This window comes from Nostoc sp., from assembly GCF_036917235.1.
GTDB lineage: Bacteria > Cyanobacteriota > Cyanobacteriia > Cyanobacteriales > Nostocaceae > Nostoc.
The window spans coordinates 185,677-211,540 of sequence record NZ_JBALDU010000035.1; the positions used below are offsets into that span (position 1 = coordinate 185,677).

General features: G+C 41.8%; 25 protein-coding genes. 16 read left to right on the forward strand and 9 right to left on the reverse strand.

Annotated features, from left to right (window positions below; translation table 11 throughout):
* Positions 1-34: 34 nt before the first annotated feature.
* Both V7K44_RS12925 and V7K44_RS12930 read right to left on the reverse strand, forming a co-directional pair.
* Positions 35-1,696, reverse strand: coding sequence for a phage tail sheath family protein (locus V7K44_RS12925; protein WP_334931973.1), 1,662 nt, complete (start codon positions 1,694-1,696; stop codon positions 35-37).
* Positions 1,697-1,726: 30 nt separating this feature from the next.
* The gene (locus V7K44_RS12930) at positions 1,727-2,566 is read right to left on the reverse strand and encodes a Pvc16 family protein (RefSeq protein ID WP_334931975.1); all 840 of its coding nucleotides are present in this window, start codon (positions 2,564-2,566) and stop codon (positions 1,727-1,729) included.
* Between the two features lie 243 nt (positions 2,567-2,809).
* Between V7K44_RS12930 and V7K44_RS12935 the strand changes: the two genes are divergently transcribed.
* From V7K44_RS12935 to V7K44_RS12955, 5 genes are all read left to right on the forward strand, one after another.
* A complete protein-coding gene (locus tag V7K44_RS12935) occupies positions 2,810-3,025 on the forward strand; it encodes a hypothetical protein (protein WP_334931976.1) in 216 nt (71 codons plus the stop codon).
* A 448-nt stretch (positions 3,026-3,473) separates the two neighbouring features.
* Positions 3,474-4,595 (forward strand): sensor histidine kinase, encoded by a 1,122-nt coding sequence (locus tag V7K44_RS12940; protein ID WP_334931978.1) that lies wholly within the window; start codon positions 3,474-3,476, stop codon positions 4,593-4,595.
* Positions 4,596-4,625: 30 nt separating this feature from the next.
* Complete coding sequence (locus V7K44_RS12945) at positions 4,626-5,306, forward strand: response regulator transcription factor (protein ID WP_334931980.1); 681 nt, start codon at positions 4,626-4,628, stop codon at positions 5,304-5,306.
* A 43-nt stretch (positions 5,307-5,349) separates the two neighbouring features.
* Positions 5,350-7,488, forward strand: coding sequence for a substrate-binding domain-containing protein (locus V7K44_RS12950; protein WP_334931982.1), 2,139 nt, complete (start codon positions 5,350-5,352; stop codon positions 7,486-7,488).
* Positions 7,466-8,107, forward strand: a complete 642-nt coding sequence (locus tag V7K44_RS12955; protein WP_334931984.1) for an FHA domain-containing protein — start codon at positions 7,466-7,468, stop codon at positions 8,105-8,107. The genes V7K44_RS12950 and V7K44_RS12955 overlap by 23 nt, the downstream gene beginning before the upstream one ends.
* A gap of 181 nt (positions 8,108-8,288) precedes the next feature.
* On the opposite strand, the gene V7K44_RS12960 is transcribed toward V7K44_RS12955, so the two are convergent.
* Positions 8,289-10,640, reverse strand: a complete 2,352-nt coding sequence (locus V7K44_RS12960; RefSeq protein WP_334931986.1) for a GNAT family N-acetyltransferase — start codon at positions 10,638-10,640, stop codon at positions 8,289-8,291.
* Positions 10,641-11,322: 682 nt separating this feature from the next.
* Between V7K44_RS12960 and V7K44_RS12965 the strand changes: the two genes are divergently transcribed.
* A complete protein-coding gene (locus V7K44_RS12965) occupies positions 11,323-12,417 on the forward strand; it encodes an anthranilate phosphoribosyltransferase family protein (protein ID WP_334931988.1) in 1,095 nt (364 codons plus the stop codon).
* Here V7K44_RS12965 and V7K44_RS12970 read toward each other — a convergent pair.
* Together V7K44_RS12970 and V7K44_RS12975 are read right to left on the reverse strand one after the other, a co-directional pair.
* Positions 12,389-13,813, reverse strand: a complete 1,425-nt coding sequence (locus tag V7K44_RS12970) for an LCP family protein (RefSeq protein ID WP_334931990.1) — start codon at positions 13,811-13,813, stop codon at positions 12,389-12,391. The genes V7K44_RS12965 and V7K44_RS12970 overlap by 29 nt on opposite strands.
* 286 nt (positions 13,814-14,099) lie before the next feature.
* The gene (locus tag V7K44_RS12975) at positions 14,100-14,441 is read right to left on the reverse strand and encodes a hypothetical protein (RefSeq protein WP_099103054.1); all 342 of its coding nucleotides are present in this window, start codon (positions 14,439-14,441) and stop codon (positions 14,100-14,102) included.
* Between the two features lie 220 nt (positions 14,442-14,661).
* On the opposite strand from V7K44_RS12975, the gene V7K44_RS12980 reads away from it, so the two are divergent.
* Positions 14,662-15,828, forward strand: coding sequence for an AI-2E family transporter (locus V7K44_RS12980; RefSeq protein WP_334931992.1), 1,167 nt, complete (start codon positions 14,662-14,664; stop codon positions 15,826-15,828).
* A gap of 337 nt (positions 15,829-16,165) precedes the next feature.
* On the forward strand, positions 16,166-16,921 hold the full coding sequence (locus tag V7K44_RS12985) for an SDR family NAD(P)-dependent oxidoreductase (RefSeq protein ID WP_334931994.1): 756 nt from the start codon (positions 16,166-16,168) through the stop codon (positions 16,919-16,921).
* A gap of 340 nt (positions 16,922-17,261) precedes the next feature.
* On the opposite strand, the gene aroQ is transcribed toward V7K44_RS12985, so the two are convergent.
* A complete protein-coding gene (gene aroQ, locus V7K44_RS12990; RefSeq protein ID WP_334931996.1) occupies positions 17,262-17,933 on the reverse strand; it encodes a gamma subclass chorismate mutase AroQ in 672 nt (223 codons plus the stop codon).
* 149 nt (positions 17,934-18,082) lie between these two features.
* A complete protein-coding gene (locus V7K44_RS12995) occupies positions 18,083-18,283 on the reverse strand; it encodes a hypothetical protein (RefSeq protein WP_334931998.1) in 201 nt (66 codons plus the stop codon).
* A gap of 116 nt (positions 18,284-18,399) precedes the next feature.
* On the opposite strand from V7K44_RS12995, the gene V7K44_RS13000 reads away from it, so the two are divergent.
* The 3 genes from V7K44_RS13000 to V7K44_RS13010 all read left to right on the forward strand — a co-directional run bounded on the left by V7K44_RS13000 (position 18,400) and on the right by V7K44_RS13010 (position 20,141).
* Positions 18,400-18,888: a GNAT family N-acetyltransferase gene (locus V7K44_RS13000; RefSeq protein WP_334932027.1), complete on the forward strand. Its 489-nt coding sequence runs from the start codon at positions 18,400-18,402 to the stop codon at positions 18,886-18,888.
* Between the two features lie 33 nt (positions 18,889-18,921).
* The gene (locus V7K44_RS13005; RefSeq protein ID WP_334932000.1) at positions 18,922-19,599 is read left to right on the forward strand and encodes a ComF family protein; all 678 of its coding nucleotides are present in this window, start codon (positions 18,922-18,924) and stop codon (positions 19,597-19,599) included.
* An 86-nt stretch (positions 19,600-19,685) separates the two neighbouring features.
* Positions 19,686-20,141 (forward strand): PPC domain-containing protein, encoded by a 456-nt coding sequence (locus tag V7K44_RS13010; protein ID WP_292749628.1) that lies wholly within the window; start codon positions 19,686-19,688, stop codon positions 20,139-20,141.
* Between the two features lie 55 nt (positions 20,142-20,196).
* Here the strand turns inward: V7K44_RS13010 and cobS are convergent, their stop codons facing one another.
* Positions 20,197-20,970 carry an adenosylcobinamide-GDP ribazoletransferase gene (gene cobS, locus V7K44_RS13015; protein WP_334932003.1) on the reverse strand — a complete coding sequence of 258 codons (774 nt, stop codon included), beginning with the start codon at positions 20,968-20,970 and terminating at the stop codon, positions 20,197-20,199.
* A 377-nt stretch (positions 20,971-21,347) separates the two neighbouring features.
* Here cobS and V7K44_RS13020 point away from each other — a divergent pair, with 377 nt between their 5' ends.
* From V7K44_RS13020 to psbM, 5 genes are all read left to right on the forward strand, one after another.
* A complete protein-coding gene (locus tag V7K44_RS13020; RefSeq protein ID WP_334932005.1) occupies positions 21,348-21,800 on the forward strand; it encodes a hypothetical protein in 453 nt (150 codons plus the stop codon).
* A gap of 321 nt (positions 21,801-22,121) precedes the next feature.
* Positions 22,122-23,270, forward strand: coding sequence for a tRNA guanosine(34) transglycosylase Tgt (gene tgt, locus V7K44_RS13025; RefSeq protein ID WP_334932007.1), 1,149 nt, complete (start codon positions 22,122-22,124; stop codon positions 23,268-23,270).
* A 78-nt stretch (positions 23,271-23,348) separates the two neighbouring features.
* Positions 23,349-23,486, forward strand: coding sequence for a photosystem II reaction center protein K (locus V7K44_RS13030; protein ID WP_006195022.1), 138 nt, complete (start codon positions 23,349-23,351; stop codon positions 23,484-23,486).
* Between the two features lie 185 nt (positions 23,487-23,671).
* The gene (locus tag V7K44_RS13035) at positions 23,672-23,968 is read left to right on the forward strand and encodes a 2Fe-2S iron-sulfur cluster-binding protein (protein ID WP_334932029.1); all 297 of its coding nucleotides are present in this window, start codon (positions 23,672-23,674) and stop codon (positions 23,966-23,968) included.
* A 230-nt stretch (positions 23,969-24,198) separates the two neighbouring features.
* Positions 24,199-24,315 carry a photosystem II reaction center protein PsbM gene (gene psbM, locus V7K44_RS13040; protein WP_273762658.1) on the forward strand — a complete coding sequence of 39 codons (117 nt, stop codon included), beginning with the start codon at positions 24,199-24,201 and terminating at the stop codon, positions 24,313-24,315.
* A 176-nt stretch (positions 24,316-24,491) separates the two neighbouring features.
* On the opposite strand, the gene V7K44_RS13045 is transcribed toward psbM, so the two are convergent.
* Entirely contained in the window at positions 24,492-25,343 is an 852-nt protein-coding gene (locus V7K44_RS13045) for a universal stress protein (protein ID WP_334932009.1), read from the reverse strand.
* Between the last annotated feature and the right edge of the window lie 521 nt (positions 25,344-25,864).

Genomic DNA, 25,864 nt, shown 5'->3' on the forward strand with positions numbered 1-25,864 from the left:
CTTTGTCTCTTCTCCATGCCGAAGGCCCAATGCCCTATTCGCTGTCTTCAATGCCATTCCATTGGCTGATGCGGAAAACAACAAACTCCGCTGGTCTGACGGGACAAACTCCGACTTCAATATATAAACGTCCTAAAATTCTAGTTTCTGGTGGGTTCAATTCTTCGTCACATTTGACATAAAATGCTTGGGCTGGAGATGCCCCAAACAAAGCACCTTCACGCCAGATACGCTCTAAGAAATTACTGACGGTGCGGGTGACACGTGCCCATAAATCTTGGTCGTTTGGTTCAAAAACTACCCACTGAGTCCCTAATTCTAGAGATTTTTCAATATAGCTAATTAGCCGACGCACACTGATGTAACGCCACTCTGTTTTATCTGGCTCAACTAAAGTGCGCGCGCCCCAAATACGAATACCTCGATTTGGGAAGTTGCGAATACAATTTATCCCCAGGGGGTTTAATAGTTCTTGTTCGCGGAAGTTGGTGTCATAGCCCAAACCTATTACGCCTCTGGGAACTTCATTTGCCGGGGCTTTGTAAACTCCTCTGGTTTCGTCGGTGCGGGCCCAAACACCCATCACATGGCCGCAAGGAGGTACTAAAATTGGATTACCGCGATCGCGTGGATTAGGTACTTTAATCCAAGGATAATAAAGGGCCGCAAACATCGAACGACGGTTAAATCTATTCAACCACTCCACTACTTGCTGAGGTTTGACGGCATCCGGTGGCGCATCCAGTACAACCATCCGGTTAGGCGGATTGGGAATATCGCCACTGGCAGAACCCTCGCACATACTAATCATCAGTTCGATGATGCCGTGGACTTGATCTAAATTCAATACCTGCTCTTGATAAGCCCGCATCACATCAGGACAAGCCAGCATTGTGATTTCATCAACTTCAAAGATACCGCGTACCCCGGTGCGATCGTCTCGAACCCCTTCTAAATTTTGCGAAAATCTATCGGGTGGGGCGGCAACAATGGGCGGTGCTAGTTCATATTGACCATTCACGGGACGACGAGCTAAAGGCTGTCCACTTTGAGTTATGTCTTCTACGGTGATGTACATCGAATTTCTCAATGCCGTCACCGCATAAGTCGCTGCTTGAGCAGCAGGTTCGCGGTTCATTGTCAAGTTCTCGTATTCCTCTAGAAGCTCATCTCCCCGACGAATTTGGATAGTAAAATATTCACCTGTATTTGGAGGCGCTTCTCCTTCAGTACCTTCAGGTAGGGCGCGGGGTGAACCATCAATAATTACAAGATTTACTAATCCGCCTGATGCTTGTTCAGCACGCAAAGTAAAGCGGAGGGCTGGACGATTACCTCTAGAGTTGATTCTGAGGGTAGCCGGTTCTGGAGTTGCGGGTCTGGGTGCGTTTGGTAACTGAGTTCCAATGCTTGTTACCCAACAACGACCGCCACCATTCATAAAGTAGCCGTAAACTGAAAAGGGTAAATAGGCGTTGAAGTCGGTGAAGCCATCAGAGTTGAGACGGGCAAAGTAGTTTAAGTATTGCGTCCAAGTGGTTACTAACATGGGCTTGTATAACTCAGCCCCACCGCGAACGTCTTCTGTAAAGCCTACAAATCCGGCAACTGCTGTGCTAACACCTTCAATTGGTCGGCTACCCCGGTCAATTTCTTCGATATAAACACCAGGAGCAAAGTAATCAAGTCTAGCCATGAAAGTCTCTCCAAGTCAGTAAAAATCTAATTATTCAGGAGTTAGAAATATTTCTTTGAAAGTATTACTTTGGTTATCTACCAATGCATTGACGTTTTGAGGTAAATAGCCAGGATGATTCAGAGTCAAAACATAATTACCTAAATGAAGGTCTTCAAAGAAGAACAGCCCTTCTTTAGTAGTTGATATGGACTTGTCAGTTCCTCTCACAGCCACTTCTGTCGCTACCAGCGGCAAATTTGTCACCGCACTTTTGACAATACCCGCGATCGCAACTCGCCTGGTTAATACTAGACTGTCACTATCGCGAGACGATTGATTTCGTAAATTGAAAATTCGCTCCCAAACCAAAGGTACTGGAGTAGGTTGTGGCTCGAAGGGTATTGTAACTGTCAAATATAAGGCTGAACGCAATGGCACATTGAGAGCGCTCCATAAAGAGCCAATCTCAATTGGCGGTTCTAGAGCAACTGTCATGTTCAAATTACCATAGCCCCGTAATTCAGGAACCAAAAACTCCTCTTCCAAGGTGCGATGGCGCAACAGCACAGTCAACGCCTCACTAATAAAGTGATGCTCACCTAAAGCTGTTCTATCCCAGGCTGTTAAAAGCAGCGAAACATCAAACCAAGCGGGTGCCCAATTTACAGTAGCAGGTTGTAGAGCGCGTGTTAGCTTGCGCTCAACTTGCCTACCAGAATGTTGTACCTGCTTACTCTCACGTATATCAAAAATATATAAATTGAGAGTCGGCCCTGCTCCCTCTTCCCTTCGATTACCAGGATGGCTAAAGTCAATTTGCTCTGTACTGGTAAGTGAGGTTCCTCCAGCTAGAATATCGGCTAAAGTTTGAAGAACGAAGATAAGCATGAAGGTGTTCTGCTGGTAGCTAATCCAGATGCATCTACAGTATATGTATCGGTCTTCTAAAGTTAATTAGACTTTTGTCGATATTTTTTAAATGGGGTATTGGGTCAAGAATCCGTAAAGCAACAACTTCAGTTTGTAGATTAATCTGGAGCAGTTCTTAATTGGACACACTACATTTTTTCATGTGGGGTGGGCTGAAAAGCATTGGTGTCAAGTTAAGGCAGAAGCCCAAATGTTAAAGGTATGTTCATCGAATTCGGGGTGTCGTTTATTAAATTCGGGCAGTCCTTTATCGAATTCGGGCAGCCGTTTATTGAATTCGGGCAGCCGTTTATTGAATTCGGGGTGTCGTTTATTGAATTCGGGGTGTCGTTTATTGAATTCGGGCAGTCGTTTATTGAATTCGGGGTGTCGTTTATCGAATTCGGGCAGCCGTTTATTATTTTTGTTCAATTTTAATTTGAGGAGGATAAAACCTAAACACAAAAAGACTTTTCATCCAGTCCCCAGCGATGCACTGCGCCGCCCTGAGGTAGTCGAAGGGAGCTTGCCGTTCGCGCAGCGTCTCGTAGAGAAGTGTCCCCAGCTATACTAGTTGACCCCAGTGATTTCATCTTAACTTGACACTAATGGCTGAAAAGACATCCTAAGTAGTCCATTAAGCTAACGAAAGCTGGGGTACGTAGTAAGCATTTCAGTGTTTAAGATAGGACTAAAGTCCTTACTACAAACTTTTTTACACAGCAAAGTTGGCTTGATACACGTGTGAATACAAACCTTAGTAATTATTTGGATGAATTATCTCAAAAGATAACTTAACAAAAAAATAAACATTACTGAGACTGCATAATTTTATACTGGTCAGCAGAAGATTAAAAACATTTGGTTGCAAAAAGCGAGTGAAGCTATGACACTAGGCTTTTCTGTACAAAAACTAGACAATGGCTCTAATTATTTGAATTCCTCAGATATTCAGAGTTTTTGTCAGCTTGAGTCTGAGCAATTAACTAGTCAATATCCAATTTTATTTGCTCGGATTGTCTATCACGATCCATTATTGAAAACTAATCAAGAAGTTATAAATTATGGTCAAGACCAAGCTCCTTTTTCTCGAAAAACTTTAGCTTATTTGCGGTCAGAAGCGTGGCTTACAGATTTTCCGGCTACTTTTACTTTACATAAATTTAAACTGAAAGACTTTTCAGCTATTTCTTACATTTGCCCAATATCCTATAGAAATCAAAAGCCTGAATACATTCAAATCATCACTGATGAACCTCTCTCATCGAGTTTAGAATTATATGTAAAACGCTCTGCTATACTCCTGAGTAAGTATGTAGATATTTACTTAAATTATGGAAGACAAAAAACTGAAATTCAACTCCTAGAAGATATTCTGCATCGAGTAGGACATCAATTGCGTAACTCTCTAGGACTTATAGGATTGTATGCACATAATTTATGCTTAGGGTTAGAGGATAGCCCTTGGCAACAGCAAGCAACAATCATTGGCGAAAGTATACAAGATTTAGATACTAATTTAAACGAACTGATTGATTGTGGTCAGAGTTCAAAATTAAGGGTGACACTTCAAGATTTAAGAAGTTTGGTAGTTGAAAGTATTACAAATTTACAACCATTAATTAATCAGAAAAAACTTCAAGTTTCAATTCCTGATATATCAACATTGCTAAAAATAGACAGATTACAAATGAAACAAGTTTTTGACAATATCCTCAGTAATGCTGTTCATTTTAGTCCTAATTCAGGAACGATTACTTGTAGCTGGCAAATTTTTCAAGATGAAGTTTTAATTAAAATCTCCGATCAAGGATCGGGATTATCTCAAGAAGATTTACAAAAAGTATTTACCCCATTTTATTCCCGACGTAAAGGAGGCACAGGACTAGGTTTAACTATTGCTAAAAAAATTATTCTAGATCATCAAGGAAGTATCTGGGCGCAAGTTTTATCAGAAAAGGGGGCACAATTCTCTATGATTTTGCCTCGACCAAGGAGCGTAAATTAATTCGTAGTTCGTAATTCGTAGTTTAAAAAAATGGCTAATGATAGTAAGAAACTTTCAGTTTTATTAGTAGATGACGAAGAACGCTTCCGTCAAGGGTTACGTACTCTACTCAATTTTTATAATATTAATTCTGCACTACCTATAGAAGTTATGGGTGATGCCGATTCTGTTGAGCAGGTTTTAAAGTTTACAGCCCAGAAGTGTCCAGATTTAATTTTGCTGGATATGCAATTAAAAGGATGTGATGGGATTACAGTTTTAGCACGTCTTAAAGAAACTGCTTACACTGGGAAGGTTTTAGTATTGTCGGCTCATCAAGAAGACGACTGGATTTTTAGAGCGATGCAGGGGGGAGCCGCAGGTTATGTGTTTAAAAATCGTGTAGCAACCCAATTGTGTGAAGCTATTGACACTGTAACTAGGTCAGAAATTTATCTACCTTCAGAAGTTGCTAGTCGATTTTTCCGGTTTTTTCAGGCTTATTCAGATTCTTGTGTAAAAGCGTGTCATGAGGTGCATTTAACCGAAAGAGAGCAAGAAGTTTTATACTGGTTAACTCAAGGTGCTTCTAATGAAAAAATCGCTAAACATTTATATGTAACAGTTGCTACTGTTAAGGCGCATCTCACTAGTATTTTTGAAAAATTGAAGGTTACTAGTCGGACTCAAGCTATTGTGACTGCCCTCAAGTTAGGATTAGTTCACGCTTGAGCGCGACGGCAGTAATCGGGGCAATTCACGAAACTTTTTGTATATGGCTTCATTTGAATCTTTTTATCGAGAATACCCCTGTTCGTATAATTCTCCCTTAAGTTGCGATCGCCCTTTCCAAACGGCACAGCAAATCAAGGGTGCTAAATTTTGCTTGGAATGTGGTTTTCCAGCAACTTTACCACAGGAGGCTGAGATTAAAGGAAGTCAGGGAACTTATCAAATAACTAGTTTTGTCGGTGTACGGGGTTTAGGCCGCTTATACTCAGGTGTTCAACTTAAAGACAAAGAACCTGTAATCATCAAAGAATACTTGCTCCCCAATCGTTCTTTTAATGAAAGTGAGACTCAAAAGCGGAAAGAGACTTTTAAACGGGTGGGTGGGATAAGTTTAGCCGATAGTCGAATTCAAAATTTCCGTCTGGTGGAAACTAAAGAAGCGATCGCAGATGAAAAAGGAGAACGCTGCTATCTTATTACTCAAGGAATAGAGTCATCTCAAACTTTAGGTAAGTATCTCATAGAAAAAGGAGCAATGACATCTCTTGATGTGCGTGAGGTACTCAATCAAGGTTTACAAACTCTCCAGTTTCTCCACACTCAAAAGCTGCGTTTTCCCTCCAATCAAACACAACTAGGTATCACTCACGGCAATATCAATTTAGATAGTACTTTAATTAAAGTAGAAAATAATCAAAAATTTTCTATATATTTTTGTGATTTAGCTATCTGGGAAAACTTATTTATTCCCCCGCTTATTCCTCAACCTGCTCCCGTCAGACCTGACCAAGATTTAGAAGCGTTAGGATTATTAGCCTTTTATTTATGGGTAGGGCGAACAACTAATTTTTCATCTAACCAGCCTCTCGACCCTAGAGATCATCAACAATGTCCGGATACCGATAGCTATTTAAAGCAGTTTATTTATCGCTTAATTGGGCTAGAAACCCCTTTTGAGAGTGCAGAAGCGGCTCGTAAAGCACTGCTAGAACTTCCTCAAGAAGATCGTGCTAAAAGTTCAAGTTCAGTGCGATCGCCAGGTTCTCAAGAAATAAAAAAGCCTTTGCCAACGCCCTTACTTTTGCTAGTAATCCTATTTTTATTACTACTTGGTGGAGGAATTTGGTATTGGCTTTGGGGCAGGAAAACAGATAATCCTAATCAATATATCCAATGGTCTAGACTTGTGCGAAATTTTTCCGAAGTCCCTAACGTTCCTTCTGGACAATTTACCTACACAGGAGAAAAAGATAGTACATGGAGTTTTGTTTTAACGCAATTAGTGGACAACAGCCGTTTAGGAGATTTATTGACTAGACCAAAGCCAGATGCAACAGCAACATTTGACTATAAATCTGTTTTGTCATCAAATATAAATAATCCGATTAAAAGTCTCGAAGAAGTCCAAACAAACAAAAAAGATTTTGCAATTACTAGTTTGGTAGACAACATTACAGACAAACTTGCGAAAAAAGCAGTAGCCTATGATGGGTTACTTGTTTTTGTCGCATTTAATAAAAGAGACTCAAATCTTGCCAATGCTCTTGGAGGGCAAATAAATCTTGAACAATTGCGCCAAATTTATACAGGCAAAATTACTAATTGGCAGCAGATTAATCCTAAACTTCCAAATCTGCCTGTGAAGCCTTTTGCCCCAACTGAACCGGAAGCAATCAGTAAATTTCAACAAATAGTTCTGCAAAATGCCCCTCAAGACGAAGCTTTATTTGCAGCGAAAGTTACTAAACTTGATACAACAAAAACCCAAAACTTGATACGCAGTGAAACTTTAGATGGGCGAACTACTGGTATTATCAGTTTTGGGATTATCAGTAAAACTTCGAGTCAGTGTACTGGCTATCCTCTAGCGATCGCAGATGCTAAAAAGTCTGCTATTCAACCTCTGTTTCAAAAGCGCGATCGCCGCTCAATAAATCCCTCAGATGATTTGTGTCAACATGATGATTATTATGTTGATGTCACAACTTTCCAAAGCTACCCCTTGGGATACCCTATTTTTGTAGTGTACCCTAAAGACAGCAACCGCCTACCTGGTGGTTCTACATTTGCCCAGATGCTAACTACTCGTCAGGGTCAGTGTTTACTTAGTAAAGTAGGTCTTGTAGCTTTACAACCTATGCCTGATGATATAAATTCTTATGCCTGCAAATCGGTGCCCTAATCCTAGTTGCGAATATTTTAACCGCGCCCTGCCTAACAATGCTAAGGTTTGTCCCTGGTGTTCCACCCCTGTGGGTAATGTAGTTTCTCCTACACCACAACCGCCTAGTCAACCTCCACCTATTCAACAACAACCTAGTCAACCACCTGTTCAGTATCAGCGGCCGCCTACAGAGCAACCTAACTACCAAGCTCCCCAACAAGCCCCCATTGATTATTCAACAGTCTATCAGCCACGAGTTTCCTATCAACCAACACCACCTGTTTATACCCCTCCGCCTCAAAGAGCGCCAGCCTTAAAGCTGATTCATAGCACTGGTAGGGAATTTCACCTTGTTGGGGAAGGAGGTTATATTGGTCGCCGCAGTCAGAGTCCAGGAATAGCGCCGCCAGAAATTGACTTGACCGGCATTCCCAGTGAGGGAATAGTCTCTCGTCGTCATGCGCGAGTCGATTGGGACTGGTCGCAAAATTCTTACATGATTGTTGACATGAGTACAAATGGTATTTATTTAAACAACAATCCTCTGACTGCCGGTATGCAGTATCGGCTGCTTAACGGCGATTCACTGCGATTTGGTCAAGATAACCTAGTTAATTTCACTGTATATGTAGTGTAGTAATAACCTAATTGGGTCATCAGGATTCTCTGTTTTGGAAAGAGACGCGATGAATCGCCGTCTATACAATAATCAGTCGTTTTGTAGAGACGGCGATTTATCGCGTCTTTGCGATTATTGAGAATTAAGTCAATCAAGCGCTATACATCGTTACAGCGATTTTCAATCGGGCACTTGCCTTCTATTGTTTCGCAACACTGACCTTAATTTTAATACCGTCCTCTTCTTGCAGTGCTTGGCGTAGGCGATCGCGAACCTCTGTCAAATCTGGCTTTAGTCCGATCGCTCGCTGATAGTATTTGATTGCAGCCTTGATATCTCCTGATTGGTGGTGAACTTTGCCCAAATCGTAATTGAGTGCAGCATAGCGATCTCGATCTGCTGCGGATAACTTGTCTTGTGCATAGAGGACGGTTGCGATTCCTACTTCGGCTTCAAGGTAGTTAGGTCGCAGGGCTTGGGCGCTTTGGTAATGTGCGATCGCGTCGTCCAAGCTTCCTTGTTCTTGTAGGACAAATCCTAGATGATAGTGAACTTCTGGTTGGTTTGGATTGAGGACGATAGATTGCCGATAGTATTCCGTTGCAGTTTCTAAATCATTTGCCTGTTTACAGTGGTTGCCTAATTTATAATTGAGGACAGCAGAATGCGCTTGTTTTTCTAAGGGCAGCTTTCCCTGAGCATAAAGAGCATTCGTTAAACTCACTTCGGCTTCAAGATAGTCGGGTTGCAGGGCTAGGGCATTTTGGTAATGTGCGATCGCCTCGTCCAAGTTTCCTAGTTTTTGGAATGCGATGCCGAGGTGATAGTGAGCATCTGCTAGAGTGGGCTGCATTGTGATGGATTGGCAATAGTATTCGATCGCAACCTTGAAATCACCTACCTGTTTTCGTTTGTTACCCAATTCATAGTTGAGGGTGGCGTAATGCAGCTGCTTTTCTGGGGGTAATGTTCCCTGCGCGTAGCGGGCATTTGCCAAAATTACTTCTGCTTCGATGGAGTTGGGCTGGAGTTCTTGGGATTTTTGGTAATGTGCGATCGCAGCTTCCCATTGATTCTGTTGTTGCAACGTATAGCCAAGATTATGATGGATTGCTGATGAAAGCATTGAGGATTCGGAGGGTAGTGCTAAAGCTTGCTGATATGCTGCTTCTGCTTCTGGTAATTGATTTTGAGCTTGATGCAAGTTGCCTAAACTAAACCAGGCTTTCACATATTGAGGTTGCACCTGAAGGACATTTCTGAACAACTCTTCAGCGATTGAGTAATTTCCTTTCTGGTGCATCAAGACTCCTAACCGATAGAGTGCGTCTGGGTGTTCAGGTTGCACGTTGAGAATTTGACGATAGCCTTGTTCTGCTAGATCGAGTCGGTTGGTTTGTTGGTAATGGGTAAAACGGTGGAGTGCTTCCGGAATTGTTCTTAAATTTAGCGCTTGATTTTGGTGCCGCTTGGGCTGGATCGCCATAGTTTTGATCTGACGGGCTTTGGCTCCAAACGAAAACTTGTATGCCTCGTTACCTATCAAGAAATCATAGACTTTAAATTTATTGTCAATCGCATATTTAATCCCATAGGCATGAAGAACCAGACCAGAAGAAAGCTCTTTCACAGTGTCGTCGCGACCTGCAATGAAGAAGAGAGCCGTTTTGCGATCGAAATCCATTAGGTTTGCGATCGCACCCAGCGGTTGTTTCCCTTGCCAGAGTACTGGTAAGTATAAGCTTTGGTGTTCAAAGCTATGACGCAAAACCAACCCGATACTCTCTACGGCTTTTTTGCAGTAGTCTGCGCCTTTTCTGCCTTCCCAATTGGTTTGCCAAAATCCTAAGAGGATCTCTAGATGAAGATCCAAATTCTCTGCGTTGACCTGAGTCAGGTGGAACTCGTTGGAGCTTTCAACTTTTCTCAAGAGGCGTCTGATTTTCTGTCGAGTGTTGGAGCTAACGACGGTTTGCAGGTACTCTTCCCAATCACCTGGCAAAGCGATGTACGGAACAATGCTATTGTCGATTTGATCTACGAAATCGCTCAAACATTCCTGTTGTGCCAATTCAAAGGCTTCTGTGGAGAACCGATCCAGGAACCGGCTCATTCGACCTTGGCTCGTTTCAATATTTTCGACTTCAAAAATAGACCAAGTTTCCTGCTGTTGCTGAAAGAATTGGGCAAAGGCAGAAGTGACTGCTGCTTCGTATTCTGGCAAGCAAATAAACCCAATATGCTCTGAATCTGCAACTCCCATCATCGATAGACGACTCTGGAGGCAGCCTTCGGGATGTTCTGCAACCCCAATTTCTAGCGGAAAAAATGCCACATACTGTGAAGTCGGGGAAGTTGATTTTGCCGCTAATATAAACCACGCGGCACGAGAATGGCTGCACAATCTTTTCACCACACCAGATAGCCAAGTCCAAGATAAAAAGAATTGAGCTTCAGGATCGGTTTTGTATATGGAGTCCCAATGGTTTCTAATCGTTAGAAACGTTTCAAAATTATCAACGATCTCAATCTCAATTTCGATGTCTTTCATACTGGCTCTCTGGCAGATGGAAGGTGACGCAGTTGCAAAAAATCTCCTGGCTCTTGAAAGCGGCCAAGTATCGCTTTCGAGAGCCAGGAGATTTGTGAACTATCAAAAGCTAAAGTGGAAATTTCTTTTCTTAAAGAGTAGAAAAAACCTGGATTGCTGCGGCGACCCCGGTTACACGAATGACGTGTTAAGATTTCTTGCCCTCAGGCGCCTGTTGTTTAATAACTAGCAGTAATTAAGCATATAACACAATCTATCTAAAGTAGTATAAAAATTTTGGTTATTCAGTAAAGAATATGCCAAATACGTCTGTAAATCGCTTTAAACCTTTGTTAGGCAATAATACAAAGTCTTTATTCTTGGCATTTTAGGCTGGACGATCAAATTGATGCTAAAACTGCCTTTAAGTCCTGATTTTCAAGGCATTTTACAGACTTTAGACATTGTAGTGTTTTCAATTTCCTTGTCAATTTAATTGCGGGTTTGACTGCTTATACCTATTTGCCTTAACAACCATTTCTTGACATCTACCCCAAAGACCTACCTGCCCTACATCCAGCTATTTTTAGTTCGTCAAACTCACGTTTATTTATTAAATCCAAAATCCATAATTCGGTCATTAGCCATTTTCGGTTATTCACGGACAATGGACAAATGACAGTGGACAAAGGACAAAGGAAAAATGAGCAATGTATTTCGGGAATTTCTGCAAAAAGTAGGCAGCGGAAACCACACAGCCGAGAATTTAACTCGCGCCCAAGCAGCCACCGCTACTAAAATGATGCTGCTGGGTGAAGCGACACCAGCCCAAATTGGAGCCTTTTTGATTGCTCACCGAATTAAGCGTCCAACGGGAGAAGAGTTAGCTGGAATGTTGGATGCTTATGAGGAACTGGGGCCAAAATTGCAACCCATAGCCTCTGGGCGACCAGCGATCGCTCTTGGCATTCCTTATGATGGTAGGACACGCACAGCCCCAATTAGTCCCGTCACAGCTTTATTGCTCGCCGCAGTTGGACAACCAGTGGTAATGCATGGTGGCGATCGCCTACCCACGAAGTACGGCTTACCGCTGATAGATATTTGGCAGGGTTTAGGAGTCGATTGGACTACTTTACCCCTAGCACAAACTCAACAAGTGTTTGAGCAAACGGGAATCGGCTTTATTTATCTACCTCAGCATTTTCCCTTAACTACAAGTATTTGGGAGTACCGCGACCAAATTGGCAAACGTCCACCGTTGGCGACAATGGAGCTAATTTGGTGTCCTTATGCTGGGGATGCTCACGTAATTGCTGGGTTTGTCCATCCGCCAACAGAAGGGATGTTTCAGATCGCTCTAGGACTGCGGGGAGTGACAAAATTTACATTAGTCAAAGGATTGGAAGGTAGTTGCGACTTACCGCGCGATCGCACTGCAATCATCAGCTTATCTTCATCCGTAGCACCCCAAGAGGTAGGACGATTGCACCTCGTACCGCGCGATTACGGTTTTACTACCAAGAACGTACCCCTTGGAACTACTGAAGAACTGGTGGCGGATATTCAAGAGGTTTTGGCAGGTAAACCAGGTGAATTGATGCAAACAGCTTTGTGGAATGGCGGATTTTATCTATGGCGGAGTGGTATTTGTTCAGATATGGCAGAGGGTTTAGCGAAAGCAGAAGAATTATTAACCAATGGTGTAGTAGCAGCTAAACTCCAAGAACTGAGCCAAGTAGTAAATTCAGTGTCAGCAGATATACCTTTTAGGGTGTCAACGACTTCTCCAAAATAGATTTTTGTTCCAACCAATCTTTACCTACTTGGATACTGATATCTGAGCCGAGGTTGCCAGTGCTTTCCACCCGCACTTCTCCAAATCCCAAAGTGCCGCGAATTGATTCGGCACTGTCACCATCTCCCTGTTGGGCGACAATGTGAGTTACATCTAGAGGTTCACCCCATGCCTTGGCCACATAGATGTTGCGATATCCAGATTTTTCCAAGGCTCTAATTAACGGTTGGAGATTAGAGCGATCGCCACCTGTACTATCTTGAATTGCTACACGCAAAGAGCGGGGGTTAGTTGTAGTTGCCAGTTGTTCCTGTTCTGACTCCAAACCAAAGTGTTGAGCCATCAGTTTGGCAATCCCATCTTTGTTGGGCAACCAATAGCTAGCATCATACTCGCCTTTCTCGCTAAAGCGACCTGGCAGCATTAACATTTGCATATTAGAGCGATTTGTCCGCACCCCAAAACCCATTAGCGCCACTAACTCTTCAACCGTCAAGTTAGTATCAATGTGGTCTTTCACGACATCAAGAACTTTAGGTAATTGAGCAACAGTAGCTGGGTTGAGTGTTTGCTCCATCAAAGCACGCATGACCATTTGCTGGCGCTGAATCCGACCAATATCACCAAGCTCGTCATGGCGAAAACGCAGTAATTGCAATGTCTGCTCGCCATTTAGATGCTGCTTACCAGCCTTCAAATTGATGTACAAATGCTGAGAATCATCTTGATATTTCATATCTTTAGGGACGTAGACAGTCACGCCACCCAAAGCATCAATCAGCTTGGCAACTCCCAAAACATTAATTCGGATATAGCGATCGATTCCCGCTCCTCCTAAGAGATTACTGACAGTTCTGGCAGTCAAAGCTGGCCCACCGTCAACATTGGCAGCATTAATTTTTTTCACTCCATAACCCTCTATTTGTGTGCGGGTATCTCTGGGAATGGAGAGCATATTTATTTTTTTCGTCTCTGGATCAAATTTGACCAAGAGCATCACATCGGAAAGACCATCAAAGGAGTTGACTTGGGGCAGGTATTTGAGATTTTTGGTATCTTCAGGAGGGTTTTGGATATCTGGGGGAAGCACACTCATTCCCATCACCAAAAGATTCACTGGACGAGTTAATTCTGAAAATCGCAGCACACCTCCAGAAATGCGATCGCTATCAAAAGCCGCCTCATCCTTGGGAGTTAGCTGCGCTTGTTGCAAAGGCGTACTCGTCAAAGACACTGCTAAAAGCGCCCCCGCTGTTGCAGATACCATCGCAATACCACCCATACCTACCCAAAACCACAGCCAACGTCCTGATGTCGAGTTTTGGGGAATTTTTTTATTGGATTTTGAGGCTTTTCCCGACTGGTTTTCTTCCGCCGAACTTCTTTGAATGGTCACAGACTTCCTCACACTTACTCACTAATCAAATTCAGTAATTTTGCAGACTAAAAACACCCAAATAAATCAACCCATAATAGCTAACTCTTAATTATCGGTGCTAACTTTTTTAATGTAGTGTCAACAACAACACTTATAGCAGCATTTATTCTTTTTTTGGGACAACCTGGAGATGTTTTACTGAAGTATGGCAATAATAAACTGGATTTGACTAGATATATAGAGAAATCAGCCAGAAGTTTTCCAAAATTCAGTAAAAACACCGACAATTTATCACCATAAAAAATTAAGATAAATACTTGCCAAGCACTCGTTCAGCTAAATTACTAAACCCTGGTAAACGACTAGATTTGCCCTGCATTAGGCGCAAAATCAACCAAATACTTACTAAAAAGTAACCTGATGTGAGAAAGCTATTGAGGATAAATAGACGTAGCGGAAAAAAATCTGAAGTTGCTGCCCCGGTAGCTAATAATAGATAACTCAACAACCAAGTAATTGCCAAAGTAATAGACAGACGACTAATAGCAAGTTGTTCCCGACTACCCTGGCCCCGATAGAGCGTCCACAAGGATGGAAAAAAGCCGACGATCGGAACTAAATGTAAAAGCAACTGTGTTTTGGGCATTGGGAATGGGACATTATTATTCTCCCCCTGCTCCCCTGCTCCCCTGCTCCCCTGCCCCCCTGCTCCCCTGCTCCCCTGCTCCCCATTCTCTTTTGGTTCAAAATTCTTCATTGGGGTTAGTCTAACTCCTAAACTAGAAGGATGAATAAGACTCATATAGTTAGAGATAATAAGCTGTAAAGAAAAATTTCATTTAGTTCTATTCCGCAATCAGCTCAAAATGCAGACACGTAAGCTACTCGACTGGTGGCAAACATTTACTCCAATAGCGCGAATCGGGGCGATCGCGCTATTCGCTCCGCTGCTAGTTATCAATGGTTGGGCAATTTCGGTATTTTTCAATTATTTCCATTCTCTCATAGTCATTTTAGTCGGAGCCTCAGTGCTGGCATTTCTGCTCAACTACCCCGTGAGCTGGATGGAGCATCATGGTGCTAGGCGAGAGCAAGTTGCTATTTTAGTATTTCTCTTGGCTTTATCGATTTTATTGGCGTTGGGTGTGACACTTTTTCCCTTGGCTCTTACCCAAGCTCAACAACTGGTGGCGCGTTTGCCAGATTTAATCGACTCTGGACGCTCTCAGTTAATGATCTTAAACGGAAAAGCTGAGACTTTTGGCTTACCGATTAACCTCGATGCTCTGGTGGTGCAAATCAACGATCGCGTCAAAGGACAATTACAAGCGATCGCTGGACAAGTTTTAAATCTGGCTGTACTCACAGTTACTAGTCTGCTAGATATTCTTTTGACGATGGTTTTGACTTTTTATCTTTTACAGCACGGGGGTGAACTCTGGGAAAGTTTAGTTGAATGGCTACCTAATAAATTTCGCGAGCCTTTCTCTAAAACAGTCCGCTTAAGCTTCCAAAATTTCTTCATCACCCAGTTGATTTTATCTACCTGTATGGCTTCAGCCCTTATTCCTACCTTTTTGTGGCTGAAAGTGCCATTCGGGTTGCTATTCGGACTAACTATTGGTTTGATGGCTCTCGTCCCCTTTGGCGGTTCTGTAGGCATTGCAATGACTACACTGTTGGTTGCGTTGCAAGATTTTTCAATGGGTGTGAGAGTGTTGATCGCAGCGGTAATTGTACAGCAAATTCTCGAAAACTTAATTGCCCCCCGAATTTTAGGCAGTTTTACCGGTTTAAATCCAGTTTGGATTTTAATTTCGGTCTTAACAGGGGCAAGAATTGGCGGATTGTTGGGTGTAATTGTGGCAGTACCTACGGCTGTTGTGATTAAGACTGCTTTAAGTGCCTTGCGTCCTGGTAGTGGGACAAACGACAGCACCATTGGAGAGATAACTGCATCCGTTCCAGCAAATGAGTCCTCGAAAGCTGACGCCAACAAAACTTTGAGCATTTCTGAAGCAACATTGCCTTAGTACAAAAAGGCAGGAGCAGGAAGTGTATCATCAGTTATTTACCCTGAACGGTAAGGGGCAAGGGAAAGGGTAATAAAGCTATTGCTCGTATGGTGGGCGACTATTATCAACCCTTTACCCCTCTTATTTATTTATTAAATTCTGTTGCGATCGATTGTTTAATATAAAAGATTTTCCAAATACTGTGAAAAGTCAATCCTTGCCACAAGACCTAGATGCCAATTGGTGTTTTGCTTCGATGTTCTAGATAGCCAAGATCCGAACGGGTGCGTTCTCGTTTTTTCGCAACCCGTTTCTGACAACTTTTTCAAACTCAACAACGACGGCACTCATAATCATGAAAAAACTAGAAGGAAAAATTGCAGTCGTTACGGGTGCATCCAAAGGAATTGGTGCCTCTATTGCCAAACATCTGGCAGCCGAAGGTGCAGCAGTTGTCGTCAACTATTCATCTAGCAAAGAAGGAGCCGATCGCGTTGTCGCCGAGATTCTCAGCGAGGGCGGTAAGGCGATCGCACTACAGGCAAATGTTGCAAAAAAGGCAGAGATCGAACATCTTTTTGCAGAGACGCAGCAGGTATTTGGCAAGCTGGATATCTTGGTCAACAATGCCGGAATTTATGAATTTTCCCCAATCGAAGACATCACAGAAGAGCATTTTCACAAGCAGTTCGATCTGAATGTGCTGGGATTAATCCTCACCTCACAACAAGGAGTAAAGCATTTCGGATCGGCGGGCGGCAGCATCATCAATATCAGTTCAATCGCTAGCACCCTTGCGCCCGCTAACGGTTCGGTCTATAGCGCCACTAAAGCGGCTGTCGATGCCGTCACGAAGTCGCTAGCCAAAGAACTGGGTTCACGCAACATCCGTGTCAATTCCATCAATCCTGGTATGGTGGAAACGGAGGGCACGCACACAGCAGGAATGACCGTAGCCAAGAGCGAAGCCCGCCAGCAGACTGAAGCGCAAACCCCCCTTGGCCGCATTGGACAGCCACAGGATATCGCACCTGCCGTCGTCTTCCTGGCATCCTCTGATTCAGCATGGATCACCGGCGAAACGCTGTACATATCGGGTGGACTTCGCTAGGTGTTCGGCGCAGTTACTTTAACTCAATAGACATCTGGTGAAATTAATGATGCGTTACCTGAAACCCTTGTAGAGACGTTAAATATAACGTCTCTACATTCATTGTCGGAGATGTCTTAAATCATTTTGAACTATTTTTTACATAAATCTAGGACTTACGCATTGACAAGAAATACTAAATATGAATAAGTTTAAAAACCACATCTTTTGTAAGGGCACAGCATGGTCTATTTACGATCGCAGGATAATTAAGAAAAGCCTGAAATAACCAATTTTAGTTAATGCACATCACGATGCATTTGTACAGTGCGTAAGTTCTAAAATCTAATTTTCAGAATAATTATCGAATTTCTGATTTAGGGAAGGAAACCACTTTGCAAGAAGCGCTTTTAAATTGCAGCAGCGGTGAAATTGCTAGGTTCTGCACTTGCCGATCGATACCATCTCCTTGAATAATCACTTGGGAACGTGACTGAATTAATTCCTTTATCTGTGGGCAACCTAGAACAGAAGTCAGTTCTGTTAAAGCAAAGAGAAATTCTGTGTTTAATTTATCTAACGATGGTCGCAATGTCTGGTTTAAGTCTGGCACGTTATCAAAAGATTTAATGCCTTGCTTTTGCCAGTTTTGAAAATCAGCGGTTTGGATGAGTTTTCCTGCTTCTATTTGTGCTTGAAAAAATGCTACAACTCTATCGGGCTCTAGACTATGGGTTGTAGCTTGTTGCCTAACCTTTAATAGTAACTCTTGTTCGCGCTTTAGATCCTCAATCGGACGTTTTTGATTCCATTTCCAACGGGCTACATCATGTGCAATTAACAATCGCTGCTGGATCAATTTTAGTAATTTATCTACAGGTCGTTGTTGTTCTGCCCCCGTAACAGCTTGGGGATTTACTAATTTTACTGACCCAGAGTTCTGGGCAGCAACTACTGTACTACTGAAAAAAAGCCCAAAGAAAATGATGATGACAAACAACAGTGGATGCTTTCTAAAAAAACTTAAGTTCATCTCAAAAAGTTTATACACCCTGCTACTTAGTAGGATTATCAGTAAATATATAGGAATACAGTACTTTTAATCTCAAACAAAATATCTCATAGTTACTGACAAAAAGCAAATTCCGGCTTATATGGGTATTGAGGAAATACATCATCAAGTTACCTCGCGATGTTCGGAAAACGTAATGTAACAAATCGCACAATATATTTGCTGTAATGTACAATTCTTGACGGCTTAAGGTCATAAACAATTTGTAAATCAGTAATAGTTGGCAAGAATACACTTGGTTGTGCATTGATGAGATAGGCAGATGTAGAGCCGATTTCTTTGTTAAAGATGACTTTTCTCAGTACTGGCACAATTCACGCCTTGAGATTACAGCTTGAAATGAACTCTGCAAGAATTGCTATTTGCTGAGTAAATTGGGATATAGATGCGGAAAATTTTTCTGGGTAAACTTGACCAGCAAATGGTAATGAAAAACTATTATCAAGATTTTTTAATTCGTGATTGGGTGAAAAGCGATCGCACAAGAGCCGCTGAAGTCATCAGTTATGTATTATCAGAATACGGTCTGGCTTGGGAACCCAAGGGTGCTGACCAAGATGTGCTGCGAGTAGAGGAATGTTATTTAGCTACTGGGGGAGAGTTTTGGGTAATTGAACACCAAAGTCAGTTAGTAGGTACTGGAGCATACTACCCCATACACCGAGGTAAAAAAGCTGTAGAAATCCGCAAAATGTATCTTTTACCCAGCATCAGGGGTTTAGGATTAGGGAAATATTTGTTACAACAGCTAGAAGCAGCGATCGCAAAGCGTGGTTTTGGGCAAATTTGGATTGAAACCGCCAGTGTTTTGGTGGAAGCAGTCAAATTGTATGAAAGCAATGGCTACACTCCAGCAACGGGAGTAGAAACAACAAGATGCGATCGCGTGTATCTCAAGTCATTAATCAAAGATTAATGACTAACGACTAATGACAAAGGACAATTCTAAATGCACGCTTGGATTAAAAATCTCACAGGCTTACTCAATCTTTTTCTCCAATCCCATTGCCCTCTATGTCAACGCGCAACTTCCCAAGAATTTTGTCAGAACTGCACCAGACAACTGCAAAAATGTCAACGTAAAGACCCGATTTCTCTATGGCAAGAGCCTATACCTGTGTTTGGCTGGGGGGAATATGGTGGCCCAGTGAAACGAGCGATCGCAGCGATGAAATACGAAAATCAACCCCAAATAGCTCGTCCTTTAGGTCAATGGTTAGGGGAAGCATGGTTGTTAAATTCACCGAGGCGAGATAGCCAGCCTGTAGTAGTTCCTATCCCACTTCACGCTAGCAAACAAAAGCAACGCAAATACAATCAAGCCGCACTGATAGCACAAAGTTTCTGTGAAATAACCGGATTAAAATTGAAACTAAACGGTTTAGCAAGAGTGCGAGAAACTGAAGCCCAGTTTGGTTTGTCGGTATCTAAACGAGAAAAAAACTTGAACCAAGCTTTTGCTATTGGGCAAGAATTTCGCCATCGTCCTCCAAATGTCCCAGTGCTGTTAGTGGACGACATTTATACTACTGGTGCTACTGCTAGGTCTGCTGTGCAAACACTTAGTCAGTATGGAATTGTGGTCTTAGGATTAGTTGCTGTAGCCACTGCCGTCAAAGACGGATAAATTAAGAAGCAATAGGCAAACTTTGACAGATAAGTACGTAAATTGACCGAATTACCCTATTTTTGTAGAAAAATTGCTTGAAATGTATGAATAAAGTTTTTGCGGCAGGTTTAAAACAACTCATCATCATTCCTGCCACATTGCTGGCAATAGGCATTAGTACCAGTGCAGCTTTTGCTCAAAATAAATTGTATAGTCCAATTCCTTTATCTAACAGTACTGAAATTGACGATCGCCTGTCTGACAAAGACATTCCCACAGGTCAAGGTGGGTTTGCCCGTGATTACACAGTGAAGTTGCAGAAGGGCGATAATTTAGCAGTTGACCTGTCATCGGAAAACTTTGACAGTATCATCACACTGCTGGCACCTGATGGTTCGACTCTGGCAGAAAATGATGATGGCCCTGATGGTAGTAGCAATTCCTTACTCTTTACTCGCATCGTAGAGACAGGGAATTATGTTATTCGTGTCCGGTCTTTTGGAGAAACTGGGGTTGGGGCTTTTAAACTCAAAGTGACAAAGTTACAACCGATTAAATGAAGTGGGCATTGATTATTAATTCTTTTCTCCCGCTACTCTCTCTGCTTTCCATTTCTTACAAAACGGTGAATACACAAAGAAATAAGGCTTCAGTCCACTCAACAACTGCGCCGTAGGTATCTCCTGTGTGTCCACCTAGTTTGTGGTTGAACCATGCACCAGTTAAAGTGGCGATCGCACTTCCAACAACTATCATTGTCAGTGCGAGAAATAGCTGCTGTTTATCTATTAGCCAAAGTAAACCACTCAAACTAAACAACAATAACAATCCCGGTAACAAATCTTTGTAAGAACGAATGGCTTGTTTGTGAAATGCGCCTTTACCAGTTGCTTTCAGATAAGGATATCGGGCGATCGCTAATTGTTGTCCCCAACGTCCCCAGCCACAAGCAGCCATCAGCAATAACCAACGGTTTTCTGGCATATCTGTCAAAGCTGTTATTTTCAGTATCACCAAGGCGATCGCTGCCATTGCTCCAAAGGCTCCTGTAGCACTATCTGCCATCACCTCCAATCGCCGATCTGGGTCGCCTACTGCTAAACCATCGGCAGTATCCATTGCCCCATCTAAGTGCAATCCTCCAGTTATGGCAATCCAAACACTTACTACCAAAGCACTACGAGTTAACACGGGCATCCCCAGATAATCCATCCCCGTATCCAGAAACCCTAAAATTCCCCCGATTATCAATCCTACAAGCGAAGCAAGATGTGCTACTCCCCGAAAGTCCAATCCGTTTAAATTCGGCAGTGGAATTATTGTGTAAAATATGATACTAGCTGCCAGCTTTAACAGCAGCTTTTTCCACCACTGTTGCTGTTTCGTCATCTGAATTACATTAATTTTTGGTAAATTGCTGGATAATATTCATAATTTCGGTACAACCGACATCAGTAGACTTTAAAACTTTAAATAAGATTTACTTCCATTAAACATTGTCGTTGAAAATTTTGTTATGCTGGTCTAAGTAGTAAACAAATAATCTTATGTAATTTTTTATACAAAGATTAGTAACTTAGGAAGTTAAAATTGCATCAGGGAGCAAATATTTGTGTTTTGTATTCGTTAACTAAAAACTTACTCCAAATTATTAGACGATTGCCCCACAAAATTGATATTTTTTTAAATGTAGGGAGTAAACAAGCTATTCAATTATGACAGTTTAGCTATGTTGTTGCTCTCCTTAGCTCAATCGCAATTTTCCTATGAGTCACCATCTACCCGACACCAGGATACCAGCTCCGTGCATTATTAACACGGGCATCATTGTGAATAAGCTCGACATCCGGCGATTGCTGGCAGATTTAGGTCGAGTCCACTACATCTACACCCAAGAAGATAAGGTACTGAGCGAGGGTGAAGGGGATGTGATGGAAGTTTTTGCCAATCCGCAAAGGTCTACCTTAGTGGCTAACCGCGCGCTATATCTGAATGTTTGTAGTTTTGATTACTTGGAACTAAAACAGTCGTCGCAACAAGAAACCTACTTCGATTTGATGCAAGAAGGAGTGTGTCTGCGGTTAATTCCTCGATCGACTCCTTTACAAGAGCGACGAGAGCGAAGCTTCAATGTCAGCGCCATAGAAGCGATGATGGAACAAGTACTCTCAGCCAAGTGGGATGCAGAAATTGACGATGACTGTTCTGATTCTTTCTAAATAACAATTATTTAGAGTATATACTCGTAAAGTTGGTAACTAGGTTAGTAATGAATGCTTAAGTGTTCGCTAAAACTAAATTACCAATTTTGATGTTTGGTCATAATTTAGCCAAATAATATTATTTTTGCCCTAATACCATTTGGTTTTATGGCTGCTAGTAGCGCAAGGCAAAAGTCAAAAAGCTTTCATTTTGGGCTTTCTGGCTGTAATGAAATGATAGGTTTATTTGTGCTGCGTTGTACTAGTTATGGATTTTTGAAATTCTTTACCTATTAGTGTTTCACAATCCAAAATCTAAAATCTAAAATTCCAAATGGCATGAGTGCGAATTTTTCTTTTCAATGTCTTGCTTGCTGTAGTCAGACAAAAGCTAGAGCAGGAGTGTTTTTCACCCCTCACGGTCTTGTAGAAACCCCCAGATTTATGCCAGTAGGAACGCTGGCAAATGTCAAAACTATTACTCCATCTCAGCTACGAGAGACTGGGGCGCAAATGATCTTATCCAATACTTATCATCTTCACCTACAACCAGGGGAAGCGATCGTGGCTGGGGGTGGTGGATTGCATAAATTTATGGGTTGGAACGGCCCAATGCTCACAGATTCGGGTGGGTTTCAGGTCTTCAGCTTAAGCGAGATGCGAAAAATTACTGAAGAAGGCGTAACTTTTCGTTCGCCCCATGATGGAAAAATTATTAATTTAACACCAGAGCGCTCCATTGAAATTCAAAATACTTTGGGGGCCGATGTGATTATGGCCTTTGATGAGTGTCCGCCCTACCCAGCGACTCGCCAAGAGGTAGAAACTGCAACTGAGCGCACTTACCGCTGGTTAGAACGCTGTATAACAGCTCATCAACGCAGCGATCAGGCATTGTTTGGGATTGTGCAAGGGGGCGTGTATTTGGATTTGCGTTGCCGTGCGGCGGAAGCTTTGGCTAAGTTGGATTTGCCCGGATATGCCATTGGTGGCGTGAGTGTGGGAGAACCGCCAGAATTGATGGCTGAGATTGTAAAAGTGACAGCACCGCTTTTACCGCCCGAAAAGCCGCGTTACTTAATGGGTGTGGGTACTTATCGGGAAATGGCGATCGCGATCGCATCTGGTATCGATTTATTTGATTGCGTTATTCCCACCCGCTGGGCAAGACATGGTACAGCGATAGTCCAAGGCGGACGCTGGAATTTAAAAAATGCTAAGTTTCGTGAAGATTTTACGCCATTAGATGAAACTTGCCCATGCTACACTTGTCAAAATTTTAGCCGTGCTTACATATCTCATTTGGTGCGATCGCAAGAAATTTTGGCTTATACCTTGTTGAGCATTCACAACATTACCGAACTAATTCGCTTTACGCAAAAAATTAGAGAAGCAATATTGAGCGATCGCTTTGTTGCAGAATTTGGTCACTGGCTCAACTCATCTGAATCAGCATCAGATGAGGGTGAAATTACAAATGACTATTGACCAATGATTGAGACTCAAACCATGTTAAGATACTTCTCAATTATGAAAGCTGTGTTGGATAGGTGGATTTAAACAAACATGGAAGCAGCACTTTTATTAGCAAAACTGCCAGAAGCTTACCAAATCTTCGATCCTTTGGTAGACGTTCTCCCAGTCATCCCGGTATTCTTCTTGTTGCTTGCTTTTGTTTGGCAAGCAGCTGTGGGATTTAGATAAGTTAATCTATTGTTTAATTTATAGGACAGGTAGACTACCTGTCCTATTTTTTTGCAGCCTCGTGTTTGAGAAAATTAATATTTATTAATATTTTGCAATGAATTATTATAATAAATAAGATGTTAATCAAGCTATGTCAATATGAAGCCTTGAAAGCCAAGCTTACAGTCAAAGAGGAATCAATTATGGGTAATATCAAATTCGTTAAAGAAAATAAAGAAGTAGTGGCAGCAGATGGTGCTAATCTCCGGCTTAAGGCGATACAAAATGACATTGATATATATACATTTATTGGTAAAATGACCAATTGCGGTGGTAATGGTCAGTGTGGTACTTGCGTTGTCGAGATAGTCCAAGGACTAGAAAATCTTTCCCCGCGCACAGAAGTAGAAAACCGGAAATTCAAGAAAAAGCCAGAAAATTATCGCCTTGCCTGTCAAACTTTAGTGAATGGCTCAGTCAGCGTAGTCACGAAGCCTTAAGTTCTCAAATCTGCCATGTATCCAGATCCAGTCAGTAGTCAAAATACTTACCAAAATTGAGTTTCCTCTCTACGAGACGCTACGTGGACATTTTGAATACTTCTCCTGGCGGAGAGGCTACGCCAACGACAAGCTCAGTACAAGTTTTGAATTTTGAATTGGTATAATTCTGTCATCGATAATGCTATCCTAATGTTGTTGACTGGAAATTAAAGAGAGGTTTTCTTGCCATGCAAGTTAATGACCTGGGGTTCATAGCGAGCATTTTGTTCGTACTAGTCCCCGCCGTGTTTTTACTAATTCTTTACATCCAAACTGCTAGCCGCCAAGGTGGAAAAGATAGTTAAGAGTTTGTGTATAAAATAAATAACCCCTGCACCAATAGTGTAGGGGTTTTTATTTTTCAACTATCAATTTAGTGCTGTTAGCGTAGCCTGTGCTGGGTGCTGAATAGTAAAGACGAGAAAAATCTTACTTCTTTACTATTTTATTACAACAATTATTATACTCAGCACTGTTTACTTTAAGCGATTGTCCGCGCTAACAATACCGGACAAGTGGCATTAACTCGAACATAGTCAGACAAGGAAGATCCGATGAGCCTATCTATATCAACAAAACTCTTAGCGATCGATGGACGACGATCTGGAGAACCGAGTAATAATAAGTCTATATTCAACTCTTCTGCCAATCGACAAATTTCTTCACCAGGTTTGCCACTGCTGATATAAGAACGAGATTGAATCCCTAGTTTTTCAGCTTCTGCAACTGCGGCTGCTAAAACTGGATTTTTGTCTGAGTTAACCTTAGTTATTTCCGATTTTTTACCGCCTAAATCTGTACTAATATTTGCCAAAATTAACTCGCCACCCGGAATATCCCGGAGTAAAAACAGTGCCAATTTCAAGCAGTTTTTTGCTGAGTCAGAGTTATCTATTGCCACCATAACTCGCTTAATTCTTTTAACATAAATGTCATCTTTTACCAGCAGCATGGGGCGAGAAGATAGCTGAAAAACATACTGACTGACTGAATTCGATAAAATCGATTGCAGCCGCTTCAGTCCGCGTGAACCCATAATAATCAAGTCAGCGTCGATTTCATCAGCTACTTGGCAAACTACATCTTTGGGATCGCCTTCACGCAAAATTGAAGAAACTTGGCTAGGATCTAAGTTCAAGGTTTGAATGGCATTCGCCAGAATTTTGCCACCATTTTCCCATTTAGTTGTCATGGTAGCAGCAGCATTTTGTGCTTGAACAACATGCAAAATCGTAACTTTTGCAGATTGAATTGAAGGGATTTCTTTCAGGGTTTTGAGCATTTCTTCTGCGTGTCCCAATCCCGATACAGCCAGCAAAATTCTTCTGATCATTTTACGTAATTTTTGTGAAGTTTACTTTTGTTTTCGCTGTTGGTACTTGGCTCTGGTCGGATTTTCACCACCTTGTTTGACAGCCTAGTTAGTAAGTTGGCATAAATAAACTTTATTTTTTAGTATTTAACACTCAAACAAATGGCAAAGGATAAAAAACTAAACAAATGTTTAAGTTTATTTGCACTTAGCCACTTAAACTTTCAACTAGACTTCAACTATTCAGCATACTCTTAATTTAGTCTGATGAACTTAATAAATTATGATGTTAGTTATTATTTTTAATCTATGTTTACTTTTGTTAATTAGAAGTTAGTTAAGTATTGCAAATAAATGCCAAAATAACTCTAAAGGAAAATTGATTCAGTGTAACCTTTAATAGGCGATCGCTTCCTACTTGAATAGTCTACATTCCACCTGAATTTCTCATACAGCACTTGCGTCTATTATGAGGTACACTAGATTAAAATATAAATCCTTTTAAATGAAGTCCTACTCTGTCGATCTTCGAGAAAAAATAG

What these genes read in the sequence shown, in the direction of transcription:
- V7K44_RS12985 (WP_334931994.1), top strand. Translation starts at nt 16,166, where the DNA reads ATGAAAAAACTAGAAGGAAAAATTGCAGTCGTTACGGGTGCATCCAAA.
- V7K44_RS12930 (WP_334931975.1), bottom strand. Translation starts at nt 2,566, where the DNA reads ATGCTTATCTTCGTTCTTCAAACTTTAGCCGATATTCTAGCTGGAGGA.
- V7K44_RS12965 (WP_334931988.1), top strand. Translation starts at nt 11,323, where the DNA reads ATGAGCAATGTATTTCGGGAATTTCTGCAAAAAGTAGGCAGCGGAAAC.
- V7K44_RS13000 (WP_334932027.1), top strand. Translation starts at nt 18,400, where the DNA reads ATGAAAAACTATTATCAAGATTTTTTAATTCGTGATTGGGTGAAAAGC.
- V7K44_RS13030 (WP_006195022.1), top strand. Translation starts at nt 23,349, where the DNA reads ATGGAAGCAGCACTTTTATTAGCAAAACTGCCAGAAGCTTACCAAATC.
- cobS (WP_334932003.1), bottom strand. Translation starts at nt 20,970, where the DNA reads ATGACGAAACAGCAACAGTGGTGGAAAAAGCTGCTGTTAAAGCTGGCA.
- V7K44_RS12935 (WP_334931976.1), top strand. Translation starts at nt 2,810, where the DNA reads ATGTTCATCGAATTCGGGGTGTCGTTTATTAAATTCGGGCAGTCCTTT.
- V7K44_RS13045 (WP_334932009.1), bottom strand. Translation starts at nt 25,343, where the DNA reads ATGATCAGAAGAATTTTGCTGGCTGTATCGGGATTGGGACACGCAGAA.
- V7K44_RS13005 (WP_334932000.1), top strand. Translation starts at nt 18,922, where the DNA reads ATGCACGCTTGGATTAAAAATCTCACAGGCTTACTCAATCTTTTTCTC.
- V7K44_RS12940 (WP_334931978.1), top strand. Translation starts at nt 3,474, where the DNA reads ATGACACTAGGCTTTTCTGTACAAAAACTAGACAATGGCTCTAATTAT.
- V7K44_RS12975 (WP_099103054.1), bottom strand. Translation starts at nt 14,441, where the DNA reads ATGCCCAAAACACAGTTGCTTTTACATTTAGTTCCGATCGTCGGCTTT.
- V7K44_RS13035 (WP_334932029.1), top strand. Translation starts at nt 23,672, where the DNA reads ATGGGTAATATCAAATTCGTTAAAGAAAATAAAGAAGTAGTGGCAGCA.
- tgt (WP_334932007.1), top strand. Translation starts at nt 22,122, where the DNA reads ATGAGTGCGAATTTTTCTTTTCAATGTCTTGCTTGCTGTAGTCAGACA.
- V7K44_RS12980 (WP_334931992.1), top strand. Translation starts at nt 14,662, where the DNA reads ATGCAGACACGTAAGCTACTCGACTGGTGGCAAACATTTACTCCAATA.
- aroQ (WP_334931996.1), bottom strand. Translation starts at nt 17,933, where the DNA reads ATGAACTTAAGTTTTTTTAGAAAGCATCCACTGTTGTTTGTCATCATC.
- psbM (WP_273762658.1), top strand. Translation starts at nt 24,199, where the DNA reads ATGCAAGTTAATGACCTGGGGTTCATAGCGAGCATTTTGTTCGTACTA.
- V7K44_RS13020 (WP_334932005.1), top strand. Translation starts at nt 21,348, where the DNA reads ATGAGTCACCATCTACCCGACACCAGGATACCAGCTCCGTGCATTATT.
- V7K44_RS13010 (WP_292749628.1), top strand. Translation starts at nt 19,686, where the DNA reads ATGAATAAAGTTTTTGCGGCAGGTTTAAAACAACTCATCATCATTCCT.
- V7K44_RS12955 (WP_334931984.1), top strand. Translation starts at nt 7,466, where the DNA reads ATGCCTGCAAATCGGTGCCCTAATCCTAGTTGCGAATATTTTAACCGC.
- V7K44_RS12950 (WP_334931982.1), top strand. Translation starts at nt 5,350, where the DNA reads ATGGCTTCATTTGAATCTTTTTATCGAGAATACCCCTGTTCGTATAAT.
- V7K44_RS12960 (WP_334931986.1), bottom strand. Translation starts at nt 10,640, where the DNA reads ATGAAAGACATCGAAATTGAGATTGAGATCGTTGATAATTTTGAAACG.
- V7K44_RS12945 (WP_334931980.1), top strand. Translation starts at nt 4,626, where the DNA reads ATGGCTAATGATAGTAAGAAACTTTCAGTTTTATTAGTAGATGACGAA.
- V7K44_RS12925 (WP_334931973.1), bottom strand. Translation starts at nt 1,696, where the DNA reads ATGGCTAGACTTGATTACTTTGCTCCTGGTGTTTATATCGAAGAAATT.